The organism is Mucilaginibacter terrae (genome assembly GCF_042679325.1).
GTDB classification, from domain to species: domain Bacteria; phylum Bacteroidota; class Bacteroidia; order Sphingobacteriales; family Sphingobacteriaceae; genus Mucilaginibacter; species Mucilaginibacter terrae.
In genome coordinates this window covers 371,680-391,301 of the sequence record NZ_JBHTMJ010000012.1, presented here as the reverse complement: position 1 = coordinate 391,301, position 19,622 = coordinate 371,680, and the positions used below count along the sequence as shown (strand labels likewise).

The window sequence follows — 19,622 nt, the reverse complement described above, 5'->3', positions numbered from 1 at the left end:
ATAATTATGAAAAAGACTATTTGGATATTTATGACCTATATGTTTGCCGTGGCGGTTTTGCCTTCGTGTAAAAAAACGGAAGATCAGCCACGCGACTTATATACCTACGACCTCACTTTTGATCCGCAAGATCAGAATGCTGTATTAGCACAGCGGTTCTTAAACGGGTTATACAATTTTTTACCTACAGGGTTTAACCGTATAAGCGGCGATTTTTTGGATGTGGCAACAGATGATGCCGTATCAATTATAAGTAATTCGCCTATATCTTACTACACCAATGGCGTAATTAGTGTGGGTAATAACCCCGATGCCTATTTCGGTAACAGTTACAATGGTATAAGGCAGGTTAATATTTTTTTAGCAAATATTGATAAGATCCCCGTACCTGCTGCCAACCCTAACCGTACGCTGGGTTTTAAGGCCGAAGCGCGCTTTATAAGGGCATTTTTATACTTTGAGTTATTAAAACGCTACGGAGGCATACCGCTCATAGGCGATAAAGTATTTACACTGGATGATAACCTGCAGCTGCCGCGTAACACCTATGCACAGTGTGTTGATTATATAGCCAGCGAATGCACGGCCATAAAAGATTTTCTATATCTGGATAACATTGCCGATGTTAACGTAGGGCGAATTGTAAAGGGTGCGGCAATAGCATTAAAATGCAGGCTGTATTTGTATGCCGCCAGCCCGTTGTTTAACGGTGGCGGTGTTGAAGCCGATGCTACCCTCAAAGCCTTAACCGGTTACCCTACGGCCGATGCCACCCGCTGGCAAAAAGTTATTGATGCTTATACCGAATTTGCTGCCTTACCGGCCTACTACGGCTTAGTTCAGTCGGGTACGGCAGGTTACCGGTCGGTATTCATCAATAAAAAAAATATCGAGGTAATTTTGGCCAAACAAATAGTTAACACCTCCGATCTGGAGAATTTAAACTCACCTGTAGGCTACAATGGCGGTTCGACCGCAAGCGCAGGCCGTACCAATCCAACGCAGGATTTTGTAGACGCTTTTACAACCATTAATGGTAAACCTATTTCTACCGATTTAAGAACGCCAACAAACGACAGGGGTTTTGATGCGGCAAATCCTTATGCCAACCGCGATCCTCGGTTTGATGCAACGGTATTTTACAACGGATCGAGATGGTTAAACCGGGCCGTAGAAACCTTTGAAGGCGGCAGAGATAAACCTAACAACACATCGGGCAATCAAACCCGCACGGGTTATTATTTACGTAAATTTTTAGGCGATTTTACAAATAGTACGGCCTATTCAACCCAAAGCCACAATTTTGTATATTTCAGGTATGCCGAAATTATTTTGAACTATGCCGAGGCATTAAATGAAATAAGCAGCGGTAATACCGAATTAGCTGTTCAGCAAATTATTTTACTCAGAAGGCGCGCGGGTATCTTAGTGGGCGATGGCCGCTATGGTATAAAGGTGGGTATAAACCAGGATGAAATGCGCGAGCTGATACGTAACGAACGACGCATAGAGCTTTCATTTGAAGAGCAACGTTTTTGGGATCTGCGTCGCTGGAAAACAGCAAATACAGTACTTAACAAAACACTATCGGCAATAAAGATTACAAAAAACCCTGATGCAAGCTTGTCTTACCAGGTAATTCCACTAACAACCATCACGTTTCAAGACCGGCTTTACCACCTGCCGCTTCCTTACGATGAGACGGTAAGAAATGCTAATCTGGTTCAAAATTTTGGATGGTAAGAACATTAAACTGTACACAATGAAAAAATTTATATTTTATAGTATAACGCTTGTGCTATGTTTTGTTGGGCTTGTGTCAAGTGCCCAAACAAAACAGGTAAGAGGAGTTGTTAGGGATGACAAAGGACCGCTTGCAGGCGTAACCATACAAGAAAAGGGCCTTTTAAGCAATGGTGCATCCACCAATGCTAATGGAGCCTACGTAGTTACCCTCAGGGGCAGCAGTAATACCATTGTTGTTAAAGCGCTTGGTTATGTAACCAAGGAAATAAGCGTTAACGGCCAGGCTACCATTGATATAACTCTTTTAGCCAGTACGCAAGATTTAAGTGATGTGGTAGTAGTAGGTTACGGAACGCAAAAGAAACTAACTTTTACCGGTTCCCAAAGTGCTGTTTCGGGTAATCAAATACGCGAAAACCCATCGGCAAGTTTACAAAATACTTTGGCCGGTAGGGTAACCGGTTTTATATCGCAGCAACGTTCGGGCCAGCCCGGGCAAGATGGTGCCGCCTTTTTGGTAAGAGGACAGGGTTCTTTAAACGGACAGGATGCCCCCCTTATTATTGTTGATGATATTGAGTACACTTATGAGCAGTTTGCCCGCATAGATCCTAATGAGGTAGAATCCGTTACGGTTTTGAAAGATGCCTCACAAACCGCCGTTTATGGTATTAAAGGGGGAAACGGTGTTGTGGTGGTAACTACCCGTCGTGGTAAAATAGGAAAGCCGCGTATTTCGCTACGAACCGACTTTGGTATTTCTAATTTTACCATACTGCCAACCTACCTCGATTCCTACAACACGGCCTTGTTAAGAAACCTGGCCGATGCTAATGACAATAAGTATTCTGTAAGCCCAAACCCTAACTTTAAACCAACCTGGAGCGACCAGGACCTGGCGCTTTTTCAAAACGGGCAAGATCCTTACGGACATCCTAATGTTGACTGGAAAAAAGAGCTGTTTAAAGATTATGCAAAGCAATACCGCGCAACGTTTGATGTGAGCGGCGGTACCGATAAAATAAAATACTTTATATCGTTAAGCTACCTTAACCAGGGCGGTAACACGCGCGATTACAGTGCCGATCAGGGATACGATGGTAATTTTTATAACCGCCGTTATAATTACCGGTCCAACCTGGATATTAATGTGAACAAGAATTTAAGCCTGAGTATTGATGCTTACGGAAATATAGGAGAAATAAACACACCATCGGTTTTTTACAATTCAACAAATGGTAACAAAAACGACATATTTTCCGAATACGGCAGTTACTTAGCGCTTGCGCCGTATGCTTATCCTATTAAAAACCCTAATGGTAGCTGGGGTTACAGTAATTATCAGAAATCATTAACCGGTTATGTAACACCAAACATCATTCAGCGCTTATCATTAGATGGTTATAACCGCAATAATGAAAACAACATGGTACTTACCACATCGGCCACCCAAAAATTAGGCTTTATTACACCCGGGTTGAGTGCAAAAGGAACTATTTCCTATACCAGTAACTACACGGCATCCAGAGGTTTAACAAGAACCAACCTGCCTTCTTATATCTATGTTCCGGCTACAAGCAACACGCCCGAAAGGTACGACCTGGCTTTTACCGATGTATTTCGTTTAGAAAGATTAGGAACCAACTACAATCCTAACGGCCCTAATTCGGGCACTCAAAGAAGGGTAGTGGCACAAGCTTTTTTAACTTACGACCGTACATTTAAAGATCATCATTTATCTGGTTTATTGCTTTACAGCCTAAACAGTTATTCCCGCGGTTTAGCCACCACCAATGTTAACTATGCCAATTATAACTTTATCCCCGAAAATACCATCGGTACTACGTTTAGGGGCGGGTACGATTATAAGTCTAAATATATTGTACAGTTTAGCGGTGCTTACAATGGCACCAATCGTTTCACGGGCGATAAAACCTTCGGCTTATTTCCGGCAGCATCACTTGCTTACAATATTGCCGAAGAATCATTCTTCAAAAACAATATAAAATTGGTTAACCAGCTAAAGTTCAGGGCATCATACGGCCTCGTAGGATCGGATAGATTTGGAGGCGGACAGCTTTACCTGTATAATCAAACTTATGCGCCTAATAACGGCATATATTCGGGCCAGCCAGGCCAGGCCCTTGGTGCTTCCTTTGGCGAAACCCATAATGCATCACTTCCATACCTTACTGGTTTACAGGAAGGTCAGCTCTCTAACAAAGATATAACCTGGGATAAAGAGAAACAATTAGACTTAGGTGTCGATTTTTCTTTATTTAATAGTAAGCTAACGGGTTCGGTTGATTATTTTAAGTACAACCGTTACGATCAGTTTATTTCCCGTCAAAGAGTACCCGCTATATTGGGGCAGCTTTTGCCGCCTTTAAATATTGGAAAAACAAGCCGCAGAGGCCTCGAATTTGAATTGAATTTCAGAGATGCTATAGGTAAAGACTTTTCTTATAACCTGAGAGGCACCTTCTCCAAGGTTAAAAGCAGGGTAGATTTTATTGATGAGGTGGCTTTTGAATATCCTTGGCAGGCGCTTACCGGTAAGCCTATTAACCCCGATTTGGTTAATAATGAAAGGCAATTTCAGTTTATAGGTTTTTACAAAGATGCTGCAGATGTAGCTAATAGTCCTAAATCGGCCTTTTTAACCAGGCCCGGCGATACGAAGTATGCCGATTTAAACGGCGATAACCTGATCGATGATAAAGACAAGGTAGCACCCGAGCTTAACAACGTACCTGTAAACACGTTTGGTTTTCAGTTGGGCTTTAACTATAAAAGCATCAGTGTAAGCACGCTCTTTCAGGGCGCTACCGAATTTAACTTACGTGGTTACGAAGAATCAATCCGTGCATTTTCATCCAACTTGTCTGCTGTTCACCAGCAATCATGGACACCGGAGTTAGGCGATAATGCCAAATATCCTTTATTAAGTTCGCTGCGTTCTATCAGCGATCCGGGAAATGCCTCTACTTTCTGGAGCATACGCGGCGATTATTTACGACTGCGAACTGCCGAAATAAGCTATAATTTACCTAACCGTTTAACCAAAAAGGTAGGCTTACAGGGCGCACGCATCTATTTCAGTGGCAATAACCTGGTTACCTGGTCCAAAGCATTTAAATTATATTCTTTAGACCCTGAAGCAACTAATAACACCGACAGGCAAACCTATCCGCCGCAACGTATCTACAATATCGGTTTAAGTGTATCATTTAACTAAATACAACAATGAAAAATATCATCGTCATTGCAATAATCCTGGTACTTTTTGCCTCGTGCAAAAAGTCCAGTTTCCTGGATGATAAATCCAACAATGCTTTAACAGAGCAAACGGTTTTTACAGATAGTGTGCGCACCATGGCTTTTTTAACCCGTATATACGAAGATGAAGGCTTTGCATTTGTAAAAACACGCTGGGAAAATGGCGGGCAGGAACAAGCCACAGACGACTCGGAATTTAACCTGCTTAATACCGCCCGCCGCCCCCTTATTTTATATACTTCAAGCTATAATGCCGATTCGTTTCCGTTTTTTGATTTTTGGCAAGTGCCTTGGGATAACATCAGGCGTACTAATCTGTTAATAAGTAAATTACCAACAACGCCGCTAAAGCCGGCAACACAAAAGCGCGTAGCTGCCGAAGCCCGTTTTTTACGTGCCTGGTTCTACTATAATTTGCTGATTAATTTTGGTGGCATTCCTATTATAAATGACAAGGTGTACACTGCCGATGAGGAGATCAACGTTCCCCGCAGCACTTTTGAAGAGTCGGTAAGCTACCTTGTTAAAGAACTGGATAATGCGGCTGCAGAATTACCTGTTGAATTTAGAGATAACGATCATGGCAGGGTAACTAAGGGAGCGGCCATGGCAGTAAAATCAAGGTTGTTATTGTATGCAGCCAGCCCTTTGTTTAATGGCAATGCTTTTCCAAACCCTACAAGTGCACAACGTTCAGCATTGGCAGGTTACCCCACATACAGCGTAGCTCGCTGGCAAGCTGCTGCCGATGCAGCATTAGCTGTAATCAATTCAGGAACCTATTCATTAAATTTGGAAAACAATGTTTCGCCGGGTTTTGGGTTTTATAATGTGTTTTTAAAGCGGGTAAATACCGAATATATCTTTTTTTACAATAGAATTCCTAACCGCGATTGGGAACAGTTTTACTTGCCTGTTAGCCGTGGTAATGGTTCCAGAAATGGTACGCCAACTCAAACACTGGTTGATGCTTTCCCCATGAAGAGTGGTAAAGCCATAACAGATCCTACATCGGGCTACAACCCTCAAAACCCGTACACAGACCGCGACCCCAGATTTTATTACTCCATAATTTATAACGGTGCGCCTTATTTTTCCCGATCAACAAATACGAAAATACCTGTTTTTACCTATGTAGGAGCACCTACTGATGGTTTTACGCAAAGTACGGCAGCAGCGGGGCCATCCGGTTATTTCAGCCGTAAAATGCTCGATGAAAATTTAAGTGCCGATGGGCCCGGAACCACGGTAAGGGGATGGGGTATCATTCGCTATGCCGAAATATTGCTGAACTATGCAGAGGCTATAAACGAAACGGGCCAAACCGCATTAGCCTATCCGGCGCTTCGTTTAATACGTGAACGTGCCGGCATTAGTTCCAGCAACGATTTTGGCATGAAACCTAACATGAGCCAGGAAGAAATGAGACAATTTGTACGTAACGAAAGGCATATAGAACTCATGTACGAAAGCACACGATGGGACGATGCACGCCGCTGGAAAATTGCTACAACGGTGTTCAATGGTTTCAATAAACTAATGAGGCCTACCAAAGTTGATGTAAGTGCCCAGTATCCAACAGGGTATAGGTACGAAATAATTAACTCGCTGTTCTTACATACTTTTAATGAACGCAATTACCTGCTGCCAATACCTGCCAGTGAAATAAGAAGGGCACCGGCAATGCTGCAAAATCCAGGATGGTAAAACTTGTTCTCTGGATAGTTAGCTTAACCTAATAACCACAGAATAAAACCCATAATAAAATTGATTAAAGAACCTCCTCACATATTTATAATGGTTTGTACATAAAGCCAGGCCTCCCCGGCCTGGCAGTACATATTTATAAACGAGGCAAGGATAAATTATAGCAATACAAGAGTAACTTAGTACATGTTAGTATTTATAAAAATGATTAAAAAACCGGCTTATACCATACTACTTACTGTATGGTGTAGTCATTTTACTGCGTATGCTCAAAATGATTCTGTTAACGTAGCAACACAAAATATAAGGCTTAACCAGTTAGGATTTTACCCCAATACCCCTAAAATAGCCATTGTTACCAAAACGGAATTTGCCGATTACCAGATTATAGGCTTAAAGGACCAAAAAACCGTGTACGAAGGTAAACTTGTAAAATCTGTTAACCCGGCTCTAAATGGCAAAGAGACCTTAATTGCTGATTTTTCATTATTTAATAAGCCGGGGCAATACGTTATTGCTATAAAAGGTTTAGGAAACTCCTTTCCGTTCGCTATTCAAGCATTTGTTTATCATAACCTCGCAGTTGCCTCTGTTAAAGCCTATTATTACCAGCGTGCTTCAACGGCCCTGCCTGTTCAATATGCCGGTATATGGAGCCGTGCCGCAGGCCACCCCGATGATCAAGTACTTGTACATCCGTCTGCAGCTACGCCGAAAAGGCCTGCAGGCACCATTATATATGCGGCCCGCGGCTGGTACGATGCCGGCGATTACAATAAATACATGGTAAATAGTGGAGTTACTATGGGAACCATGCTGGCATTGTGCGAAGATTTTCCTGATTACATCAAAAAGCTGCACACCAATATTCCTGAAAGTAACAATGAGGTACCCGACGTGCTTGATGAACTTACCTGGAACTTGCGCTGGATGCTGACCATGCAAGACCCTAATGACGGCGGAGTATATAATAAATTAACCAATGCCAATTTTGATGGTATGGTTATGCCCCAGGTAACCAAAGCACCCCGTTACGTGGTGCAAAAGGGAACGGCTGCAACATTAGATTTTTCGGCAGTTACGGCACAGGCAAGCCGTTTGTTAAAAAAATATTCGAAAAGTTACCCTGGTCTGGCCGATTCTTGCATTAACGCTTCAAAAAAAGCGTGGGAATGGGCACGTCAATACCCCGATTCGGTATATAATCAGGCAAAAATGAATACTAAATTTAAGCCTGGTGTATCAACAGGCGGTTACGGTGATAATAATTATGATGATGAATTTACATGGGCAGCTTCAGAGTTATATATCACTACAGGCAACACCTCTTATTACGATGTAATAAAAATTAATACCGATGAAAGGGTTTCTCTGCCTTCCTGGGCAAATGTTCGTATGCTGGCTTACTATTCACTCATCAGAAACGAATCCGCATTATCTTCTGCTGCCAAACAAGATGTGCAAAAGCTTAAATTAAAGATTATCAACCTCGCCAACGATTTAAAACGTAACGCAGATACAAGCGCCTACCTTACTGTAATGGGTAAAAACAAACGTGATTTTGGATGGGGCAGTAACTCAAATGCAGGTAACCAGGGCGTTGCACTTATACAGGCTTATCAAATTTCAAAAGATGCCACATATCTTAAATACGCGTTAAGCAATCTCGATTATTTATTAGGAAGAAATGCCTCCGGCTATTCTTATGTTACAGGCGTGGGCAGCAAAACACCCATGCATCCGCATCATCGCCCGTCGGCTGCCGATGGTGTAACCAACCCTATACCCGGTTTACTGGTAGGGGGGCCTAACCCAGGTGAGCAAGATGGCGTAAAACTGGTTAGCATTATACCCGATGAGGCTTACATAGATGATGAAAGATCGTTTGCAACTAATGAGATAGCTATTAACTGGAATGCACCCTTGGTTTATTTGGTTAATGCGGTGGAAGCCCTGCAACAAAAAATATCTGTTCAACAAAATAAAAAACAATAGTAATGAAGCTGTTTTCATACAAAAAACGCCTGTTTGGTTTACTGGTACTGTTAACTGGATTTTCGGCCGGTTTATTTGCCCAGGATACGCAATATCAATACCTGTCGGGCCGCGATAAAGATCACACCGTTACCTGGGACTTTAAGATAAATACGGGAATGAAGAGTGGCTCGTGGGGTAAAATAGAAGTGCCATCTAACTGGGAGCAGCAAGGTTTTGGTACTTATAATTATTATAAGGACACCAATAACCCCGATGAAACCGGGAATTACAGGTATCATTTTAAAGTACCTGCCGCTAACGACGGCAAAAATATAAATTTAGTATTTGAGGCTGCCATGACCGAGGCAGAAGTTAAGGTGAACGGCAAACTGGCCGGTCCGGTACATCAGGGGGGCTTTTACCGCTTTAAATACGACATAACCAATTTATTAAACTATGAAAGCGATAATTTGCTTGAAGTAACCGTCAAAAAAAAATCGACTAACGAGTCTGTAAACCAAGCCGAACGAAAGGCTGATTTTTGGTTATTTGGCGGCATTTACCGGCCGGTATATCTGGAAATAAAACCTAAAACCAATATTGACAGGATAGCTATTGATGCCCGCGCCAATGGTGCTTTATCGGTAAATGTTTATACCGCTGGTTTACAAAACACCATGAGCATAATGGCCCGGGTATATCAACTTAACGGACAGCCCGTGGGTACACCATTTACAATTAAAGGAACCGCCAGCCAGGAAATGAGCCGCTTGCAGCAACAGGTAAAAGGAATAATGGCCTGGAACGCCGAAAACCCTGCACTTTATAATTTAGAGATTAGCATTACCAGCAATGGAAAGGTTTTACACCGCGTTAAACAAAGATTTGGTTTCAGGACTGCCGAACTGAGGCCACAAGACGGCTTTTATGTAAACGATAGAAAAATTATTTTCAAGGGGGTTTGCCACCACAGTGAGTGGCCCGAAACGGGGAGGGCCTTGAGCAAGGAACTTAACCTGATGGATGTTAAACTGATTAAGGACATGAATATGAACGCGGTTCGCATGTCTCACTATCCGCCCGATCAGGACTTTTTGGATGCCTGCGATTCTTTAGGTTTATATGTGCTGGATGAATTAACCGGGTGGCAGGCAAAGTACGATACCGTTGTTGGGCGTAAGCTGGTTAAGGAACTGGTGGTGCGCGATGTTAATCATCCGTCTATCGTAATTTGGGATAATGGTAATGAAGGTGGTTTTAATTTTGCTTTGGATGCGGATTATGGCAAGTACGATCCACAAAACCGGCTCGTAATTCATCCCTGGGAAAAATTTAATGGTACAGATACCAAGCACTACCCCGAATATAACTATATACAAAACTCGGTTTTATACGGCAAGGAAGTGTTTTTCCCTACCGAATTTATGCATGGCTTACAGGATGGAGGGCATGGTGCCGGTTTAGACGATTTTTGGAATCTGATGCTTAAACATCCGTACGGGGCAGGTGGGTTTTTGTGGGCTTTTCATGATGAAGGTGTGGCCCGTACCGATAGAAACGGACAAATTGATATTCAGGGTAACGCGGCACCCGACGGCATACTCGGCCCTCACCGCGAAAAAGAGGGTAGTTATTATACTATTAAAGAAATATGGTCGCCCGTACAAATTGAGCTGAAAACCTTACCGCAAAACTTCGACGGTAACATATTGATTGAAAACAGGTATGCATTTACCAACCTTTCTAAATGCAGGTTTGAATGGAAACTGGTAAAACTTCCAACGGCGCAGCAAAACAGCATACAGCCCTTTACAAATGCTACCGGCAAAAGCAGCCTGGTACTTGATCCTGCACAAAAGGGTTTGCTAAAATTAACCCTTCCTGCCAACTGGAAACAAAGCGATGTACTGTACTTAACTGCTTATGATGCGCATCAAAAAGAGATCTTTACCTGGAGCTGGCCCATTAAATTACCCGGAGCTGCTATAAGTAATTATACCGGTAAAGCCACATTACAACCCGAGGCAACTGATGCTGATTCCAGCCTGATTATAAAGGCAGATGGGTTAACCTACTATTTCAGTAAAAAATTGGGCACTCTTCAAAAAGTACTTACTGCAAAAGCCGCAATTTCATTAGCCGACGGGCCTGTACTGGCTGGTGCCAAACATAAACTAAAGCAACTGAACCATTATAAGTTGGGGCAAAGCTTGGTTGTGGAACCGGTGTACGAAGGCGGCCCCCAGTTTAAAGTGAAATGGATATTTACTACCGGAAAGCCGGTGAAGCTTGATTATCAATATAGTATGCGGGGAGAATTGGATTTTATGGGCGTAACTTTTAATTATCCCGAAGAAAAAATTACCGGTATGAAATGGGAAGGCCGCGGGCCTTACCGCGTATGGAAAAACAGGTTAAAAGGGCAACAGTTTGGCGTTTGGCACAAAGCATACAACAACACCATTACCGGCGAAAGCTGGCAATACCCCGAGTTTAAAGGTTATCATGATGAGGTGTATTGGGTTACGGTAGAAAATAGAGAAGCACCTTTTACTATTTATACCACGCAAAAAAACATCTTTTTTCAGATGCTTAAACCAGTTAAAGCCGCAGGAGCTACTAATGAAAATACCAATCCGCCATTTCCCGAAGGAAACATTGGTATAATGGATGCCATAGCGCCTATTGGTACAAAATTTAATGTTGCCGACAAAATGGGTCCGCAAAGTCAAAAAAATATACAAATGAATTATGGATTAATTAGCGGAAGTATATGGTTGGATTTCAAATAATGAAGCCTGCACATTTAATTACAAGCCGCTATTGCAGCAAAGCCACAAAGTAAATATATAAGCGCGTGAGTTCGCTTTGTAAAAAGGAAGTACAATTATCAGAGGCCTGTTCAACTGTCTTCGTTAAGCAGAAGGTTTGCTGTTAATTATTTAATTAAAAATATAACTATGACTATAAAATATAAATCGTTTTGTGTGGTTGCGTTCATTTGTACGCTATTGGTATGTACAAAGAGTACAGGTTTTACCCAGCAAAAAACAGATCTTATTCAAGAGAAAATAAGCGCAGCCATTAAAAAAATGACCTTGGAAGAGAAAATTGAAATGTTGCATGGTAATGCGCTTTTTTCTTCGGCCGGGGTACCGCGTTTAAATATCCCGGAACTCACATCTGATGATGGCCCGCTTGGCGTTAGGGAAGAAGTATTAAGGTTTGACTGGAAATCGGCCAACTGGACAACCGATTCGGCTACATTTATGCCCAATGGTTCGGCAATTGCCGCTACATGGAACCCGGCCTTGGCGCACAGCTATGGTGTAGTAATTGGCGAAGAAGCCAACGCACGCAAAAAAATTGTAATGTTAACACCGGCTTTTAATATTTGCCGGGTGCCGTTAAATGGCCGCACTTACGAATATTACTCCGAAGACCCGTTCCTGAATGCGCAATTAGCTGTTCAGGCGGTAAAAGGTGTACAAAGCCAGCAGGTGGCCGCCTGTATAAAGCATTATGCCGTTAACAACCAGGAGGTAAGCCGCAACACTGTAAACGCAGTAGTAGACGAACGTGCTCTTCATGAAATTTACCTGCCGGCATTTAAAGCAGCTGTACAGGAGGGAAATGCTTATACCATTATGTCGGCTTATAATAAAGTGAACGGCTACTGGTGTTCTGAAAACGATTATTTGCTTAACCAGGTATTAAAGAAAGAATGGGGTTTTAAAGGTGCGGTAATATCTGATTGGGGGGGTACTCATTCTACCATAGCTGCCGCTAATAACGGGCTCGATATTGAAATGGGTTCAAGTGGCCCCTACAATGAGTGGTATTTTGCCAAACCCTTACTGGCTGCGGTAAAAGCCGGCAAAGTATCTGAGCAAACCATTAATGATAAGGTACGCCGCATTTTATGGGTAATGTATCATACCTCCATGAGTGCTAAAAAGCCTGAGGGCGTTATCAGCACTCCCGCACATGGAAAAACAGCTTATAACATTGCATCAGAATCAATTGTACTATTAAAAAACGAAAAGAATTTATTGCCTTTGAAAACCAGCCAGATCAAAAGTATTGCCGTTATAGGTGATAATGCTACGCGTACTTTTGCCTTAGGAGGATACGGCGCAGGCGTAAAAGCCAAGTACGAAATTACGGCGCTGGCCGGAATAAGATCCAGGTTGGGTAAAACTGTTGATATTAAGTTTGCACAAGGTTATAAAGGTATTACATCTGGTAAAGGTGTAAGCAAGAATGAGCCCGATCCTATACTAATTGCAGAAGCCGTTGCCCTGGCTAAAACTACCGATATTGCTATTTTATGCATAGGTGCAAACCGCGAATTCGAAAGCGAAGGCCGAGACCGCCAGGACCTGCAATTGCCGTATGGCGAGCAGGCGCTTGTTACCGCGGTTACCGCAGCAAACCCTAACACCATTATTGTAGTTATGGCAGGTGCGCCTTACGATCTTAATGAAATTAATAAAGTTAATCAAACCATAGTATGGTCGTGGTTTAACGGTTCAGAAGCCGGGAACGCGCTTGCCGATGTATTAACCGGCAAAGTTAACCCATCGGGCAAAATGCCTTTTACTTTTCCTGTTTCTTTAAATGATTCGCCTGCATTTGCATTAAATACCTATCCGGGCCAAAATCAAATTGCCGAATATAAAGAAGGCATACTGGTAGGCTACCGCTGGTACGATACCAAGAAAATAAAGCCTTTATACAGTTTTGGCTATGGCTTATCATATACTCAATTTACTTACCCGGCATTACAGTTAGGTAAAAAGAGCTATAACCGCGGCAATAAAGTTTTGGTTTCGGTAAAAGTTAAAAACTCGGGTAAAGTAGCCGGTAAAGAAACAGTGCAGCTTTATGTTGGCAAGCGAAGTTCAACAGTACTCAGGGCCGAAAAGGAGTTGAAAGCATTTAAAAAATTAATGATAAACCCGGCTCAAACAGCAAACGTAACAATGGAATTCGCCGTTAACGATTTGGCTTATTATGATGTTAAAACAAAAAAATGGATAGTTGAACCTGGCCATTACCAGGTATATGCAGGTTCATCATCAGCGGATATTAAGCAAGTTGCCGATTTTATGGTCAATTAGTTGGCGCAGAAAATAAATCACGTTCCCCTTTAAACGTATTACAAAACATAACTCTAATTATATGTTTATTACCATTTATTCAAAAACCATGAGCCATAAATTATTTATGGCCTTGTCCGTATTTCTTTTATTTATTTATGCCGGAAAAGCCAGTTCAGCCATCCTGGGTTTTAAAGCCGAAGCCGATGGGGTTGCTTTCCGGTTAGATAAAGGGGTGATGAAAATAAGAATATTACAGGACGATGCCGTGCAGGTAAAATACAGCATACTTAATGCCTTGCCGGTTGATGCATCGTTGGTGGTAAATAACCAGTTTAACAAGCCTGTTAAATATACCGTAATGCAAACAGCACAACATATTGTTATTAAAACGGGCAAACTAATACTACAGGTTAACAGGCAAACTAATGCTATAACCTATTTAACTATAACCGGTAAGTTAATTACTACTGAAGATAGAACGCAGAATAAAGTAATGCAGCCACAGGTAGTTGCAGGCATTTCTACATACAGTTGTTCTACACAATTTATATCCCCTGCCACCGAAGCATTGTATGGAATGGGCTGTCATCCGTTAGATACCTTGTCTATAAATTACAAAGGGCGCAATCAGGACATGGCTATTAAATATCTTACCGGTGCTATACCTGTATTATTATCAACCAAAGGCTATGGTTTGCTTTGGGATAATTATTCAGCATCCGAATTTTTTGGTTCCGAAGCAGGAAACACTAAATTCAGGTATGTATCTGAAAGTGGCAAACAGGTTAACTATTACTTTTTTTACGGTCCCGAATTTGATCAGATCATTAATTTATACCGTACAGCTACGGGTAAGGCACCCATGTTTCCAAAATGGTCGTTCGGGCTGTTCCAATCACAAGACAGGTACATGAGCCAGCAGGAAATACTTTCTGTAAAAGACAATTATCGTAATAACCACATTCCGGTAGATGTAATAGTGCAGGACTGGTATTACTGGGACCCGCTGCCCATTGGTTCGCATGTAATGAAAGCAGAGCGTTACCCCGATCCTAAAGCCCTGGTAGATGAATTGCATAAAGCAAATTTACATACCATGATTTCTATTTGGCCTGTTTTTGGAAAAGGTACCCCCAATTACGACGCCCTTAAAAGTACCGGTGGCCTTACTAACATAACCTGGGATAACGTAATTACACATACTTTTGATACTTATTATGATGCCCACAACCCTAAAGCACGAGATTTATATTGGCAGCAAGCCCGCGATAGCCTGGTAAAACGCTATGGCTGGGATGCCTGGTGGGTTGACCAGTGCGAGCCCGATAATGGCACCTTGCTGGATGAACGCCGCAAAGACAATTTTTTCCCCGGAAAAGGTATCGATTACTTTAACACCTATTCGTTAGAGCATACCAAGGGCCTGTACAAAGGCTGGCGAAAGGATATTCCGAACAAAAGGGCGTTTTTTTTAGTAAGGCAGGCATTTGCGGGTCAACAGCGCAATTCGGCAACGCTGTGGTCGTCTGATATTACCTGTACTTTTAGTGCCTTTAAAAGCCAGGTACCCCAAGGCATTAATGCCTGCGCATCGGGCATTCCCTACTGGACATCAGATATTGGTGGTTATCATTTAGGATGGAAAGCAGCAAATTGGTCCCTCCCCGAAAATCAGGAATTGTTTACCCGTTGGTTCCAGTTCGGAGTTTTCAGCCCTATATTCCGTATTCATGGTAAAGGCGAAAGGGCATTGTTTTCGGACAACTGGAGTGCCGAAACCAAAACTACGTTATTGAATTACGATAAGCTCCGCTACCGGCTTTTGCCTTACATATATTCGCTGGCTGGCCAGGTAACAAAAAATAACTACACGCTCATGCGCGCGCTTAGCTTTGATTTTCGTAATGATGCTAAAGTTTACAATATACCCGATCAGTATATGTTCGGGCCTGCGTTTATGGTAAACCCGGTTACCGAACAGTTGTACACCGGTAAAAATGCGGCTAATGGTAAAAATACCCGCAATGTTTACCTACCGGCAAAAACCAGCTGGTATGATTTCTGGACCGGTAAAAAACTCGATGGCGGCCAGCAATTAAATGCAGCTGCACCGCTAAATATAATCCCGTTATATGTTAAGGCCGGTTCTATTGTACCTATGGGCCCGGTTATGGAATATGCTACCGAAAAACCTGCTAACCAAATAGAGCTACGCATTTATCCGGGCGCAAACGGGCAGTTTGAGTTTTATGAGGATGAAAATGATAACTACAATTATGAAAAAGGCAAGTACGCTTCTTTTACTTTACATTGGAACGATCAAAAACATCAGTTAACTGTTTCGGATACCAAGGGTACTTACCCCGGTATGCCCAATAAGCGCACATTTAATGTGGTACTGGTAAAAGAAGGCCGGGGCGCAGCTGTTGAAGCAAGTACCTACATTAATAAGAGTTTCAGCTATACAGGCAAGGCTTTGTCGGTAATAATCAATTAATCCAAAAGCAAATTAAGGGCAGTAATCCGGTGCCTTTTAACAACTGTTAAATGAGTGTTTTCAAAAGTATCTTTCCATATTTCTTATTTTGTTTAACCATAATGCCCTTGGGGAAGCTATTTGCCCAAAACGGACAGGAATGGAAAGATTATAGCGTTTTACAAGTAAATGCAGAACTGCCCCGCGCCTCATTTATGGTTTACAAAAATAAACACGCTGCCCTGCAAAATCAATATCTTCCTACCTCTTCATATCAATCTCTAAATGGTAAATGGCGCTTTAAATGGAGTAGAAACCCATCCCAAAAACCTAATGCATTTTTTGAGAATGATTATAATGTAACCGGATGGAAGTTTATAACCGTGCCTTCGGACTGGCAAATGCAAGGGTATGATGAAGCTTACTACACTAACAGCATATACCCATATAGTGCAAAGTTTCCGGCAGCACCAGAAGATTTTAACCCGGTTGGCTCATACAAACGTGAATTTTTGTTGGATCCATCATGGAAAGGTCAACAGATCATGCTGCATTTCAAAGGCGTTAATTCGGCATTTTATGTTTGGGTAAACGGTAAAAAAGTAGGCTTTAGCCGCGATAGTAAAACCCCTGCCGAATTTAATATAACACCTTATGTAAAACCCGGCTCTAACAGTGTAGCGGTAGAAGTTTACCGTTGGAACGCCGGTAGCTGGCTCGAAGATCAGGATATGTGGCGCTTTAGCGGTATTGAACGTGATGTATATGTATATGCTTTACCACAAACCACTATATGGGATTATCAAACAAATGCCGGTTTGACCGATAATTACCAAAACGGAAAATTTGAATTAAATCTTTCACTACGTAATTTTAATTCGGTACCGCAAAATGGGAGGATTAAAATTGAATTACTTAATAGTGTTGATCATGCAATTATATACTCAGAATTAAAGAATTGGCGTACCGTTATGCAGCCAGATGTTCATATTGCCTTTCAAAAATTGATACCGCATCCTTTGATATGGAGTGCCGAACAACCTAAACTTTATACTTTGCTTATTCAATTACTGGATGCTGATGGAAAGCTTATACAGGTAGTGTCTCAGCAAGTGGGTTTTAGAAGCATTGAATCAAAAAACGGTCGGTTTTTAGTAAATGGTAAACGGGTTTACATTAAAGGAGTTACGCGGCATGAGCACGATGCTATAACCGGCCATGTAGTTACTTTACAAAGCATGATTACTGATATACGTTTAATGAAAGAAAATAACATTAATGCGGTTAGATGCAGTCATTACCCTAACGATCCGAGGTTTTATGAACTTTGTGACAAATACGGTTTGTATGTTATTGATGAAGCTAATATAGAATCGCATGGTTTAGGTAAATATATAGGTAAAGGATACGGTTATAATATGCGTACACCTACCGCCGATTCTGCTTCCTGGTACCCTGCACACCTTGACCGTACCCGCCGTATGTTCGAGCGGGATAAAAATCACCCGTCAATAGTTATATGGTCTTTAGGAAACGAAGCCGGCATAGGAGAGAATTTTCATAAAACTTACCAATGGTTAAAAAGCCATGATTCAACACGGCTTGTACAATACGAGCAGGAGTGGACAGGCCCTTACACAGATGTTGTAGCTCCCATGTATCATACCATCCCCGATTTAATTGCTTACTCAAAAAGTGCTGAACAGCGTCCGCTTATTATGTGCGAGTATGCCCATGCCATGAATAACAGTGTTGGCAACCTACAGGATTATTGGGATGTTATAGAAAGTCATCAAAAATTACAAGGAGGTTTTATATGGGAATGGGTAGATCAGGGATTATTAGATAAAGCACCCGACGGAACACCGTTTTTTGGTGTAGGAGGAGATTTTTCGCCAAAGGGAACGCCAAGTGAAGGTTTGTTTTGTATTAAGGGACTGGTGTTTCCTGACCGTAAACCTAAACCATCATTATTTGAAGTAAAAAAAGTATATCAAAATGTTAACATAATACCTGCTGATATAACCAAGGGTAATTTCTGGATCAAAAACAAATTCTTCTTTACCGATCTCTCAGATTTTAATATAGATTACACAATTAAAGGGAACGGAAATAGGGTAAGTAGTGGGGTAATAAATTTGCCGAAAGGTGTGGCTCCGGGCGACAGTGCTCTGATTTCTATACCGGTGAACAATTTTAAAATACTGCCCGGAACTGAATATTATGTAATGTTTAACATAAGGCTTAAAAAGTCAACCAATATTATTAATGCGGGCCATATTATTGCTGCCGAACAAATCAAAATTCCCTATTATAAGGCCACGTCAAATAATAAACCTAAACTGCAAAATGGTCTTACTTTTACTCAACATCAATCCAAATGTATTGTATCCAATTTAGATTTTGCGTACACATTTGATAATAAAACAGGAATATTATCAACCATGATGTATAAAGGACATAATTTGTTGCAGGAAGGATTGTTTCCTGATTTTTGGCGTGTGCCCACCAGTAATGACATTGGCAACAAGTCTCCACAGCGTTTAGCCGTATGGAAAAATATACAAGCTTTTACAAAGCTTAATGAATTTGAGGCAGAACAAACTACTGCACATAGCATACAAATTAAAATAAACTCAACAATAACATCGGCTAACGCACAACTCAATATTTTATATACTATTACAGATGATGGCGAAATACATGTAAATCTTTCCTTCCATAAAAAAGACGATAAAGCACCCGAGTTGCCGCGATTTGGAATGCGTTTAACACTTCCGGGCGAATTTCAAGATATGAGTTGGTATGGCCGTGGCCCTTTTGAAAGTTATTGGGATCGCAAAACTGCCGCTTTTGTTGATATATACCGGGGTAAGGTGCAGGAGCAATACACACCTTACATCTCTCCGCAAGAAAACGGTAATAAAACAGATGTACGTTGGGTGAGCTTCACAAATAAACATGGAATTGGGATGATGGTAAAAGGCGATAGTTTGATAAATGTTTCTGCTCACCACTATCAGCAAGAGGATCTGGAAAAAGCAAGCCACACCAATGAGGTTCCTGTAAAAAATTTAGTTGAACTTCATGTAGATTTACAGCAAATGGGCGTTGGAGGAGATACAAGTTGGGGAGCCTATGCGCATGACCAGTATAGGTTATTACAAAGTGCTTATAATTATGGTTTCAAAATTACGCCTTTTGAAGAGGTGAAAAATTAATAGGTTTTCAGTTAAATGTGTTTCCCAATAAAAAAAACATTATTTATGTGTAATTTTGTGCTTTATTTTAAATAATGCAGCTATTAAAAAACCAGTGGTATAAATAGTTTA

Annotated in this window: 8 protein-coding genes; all 8 read left to right on the top strand. The window is 41.6% G+C overall.

Annotated elements, in window-relative coordinates; translation table 11 throughout:
- Positions 1-6: 6 nt before the first annotated feature.
- The 8 genes from ACFQ3S_RS13555 (at position 7) to ACFQ3S_RS13520 (ending at position 19,511) form a co-directional block, all read left to right on the top strand.
- Positions 7-1,743 (top strand): RagB/SusD family nutrient uptake outer membrane protein, encoded by a 1,737-nt coding sequence (locus ACFQ3S_RS13555; RefSeq protein WP_377165298.1) that lies wholly within the window; start codon positions 7-9, stop codon positions 1,741-1,743.
- Between the two features lie 19 nt (positions 1,744-1,762).
- Complete coding sequence (locus tag ACFQ3S_RS13550; protein ID WP_377165296.1) at positions 1,763-4,984, top strand: SusC/RagA family TonB-linked outer membrane protein; 3,222 nt, start codon at positions 1,763-1,765, stop codon at positions 4,982-4,984.
- Positions 4,985-4,992: 8 nt separating this feature from the next.
- The gene (locus ACFQ3S_RS13545; protein ID WP_377165294.1) at positions 4,993-6,732 is read left to right on the top strand and encodes a RagB/SusD family nutrient uptake outer membrane protein; all 1,740 of its coding nucleotides are present in this window, start codon (positions 4,993-4,995) and stop codon (positions 6,730-6,732) included.
- Positions 6,733-6,936: 204 nt separating this feature from the next.
- A complete protein-coding gene (locus ACFQ3S_RS13540) occupies positions 6,937-8,727 on the top strand; it encodes a glycoside hydrolase family 9 protein (protein ID WP_377165292.1) in 1,791 nt (596 codons plus the stop codon).
- Between the two features lie 2 nt (positions 8,728-8,729).
- Complete coding sequence (locus tag ACFQ3S_RS13535; protein WP_377165290.1) at positions 8,730-11,501, top strand: glycoside hydrolase family 2 protein; 2,772 nt, start codon at positions 8,730-8,732, stop codon at positions 11,499-11,501.
- Between the two features lie 168 nt (positions 11,502-11,669).
- Positions 11,670-13,832 carry a glycoside hydrolase family 3 C-terminal domain-containing protein gene (locus tag ACFQ3S_RS13530; RefSeq protein ID WP_377165288.1) on the top strand — a complete coding sequence of 721 codons (2,163 nt, stop codon included), beginning with the start codon at positions 11,670-11,672 and terminating at the stop codon, positions 13,830-13,832.
- A gap of 88 nt (positions 13,833-13,920) precedes the next feature.
- Positions 13,921-16,311 carry a glycoside hydrolase family 31 protein gene (locus ACFQ3S_RS13525; RefSeq protein WP_377165286.1) on the top strand — a complete coding sequence of 797 codons (2,391 nt, stop codon included), beginning with the start codon at positions 13,921-13,923 and terminating at the stop codon, positions 16,309-16,311.
- A gap of 107 nt (positions 16,312-16,418) precedes the next feature.
- The gene (locus ACFQ3S_RS13520; RefSeq protein ID WP_377165284.1) at positions 16,419-19,511 is read left to right on the top strand and encodes a glycoside hydrolase family 2 TIM barrel-domain containing protein; all 3,093 of its coding nucleotides are present in this window, start codon (positions 16,419-16,421) and stop codon (positions 19,509-19,511) included.
- The last annotated feature ends 111 nt before the right edge of the window (positions 19,512-19,622 follow it).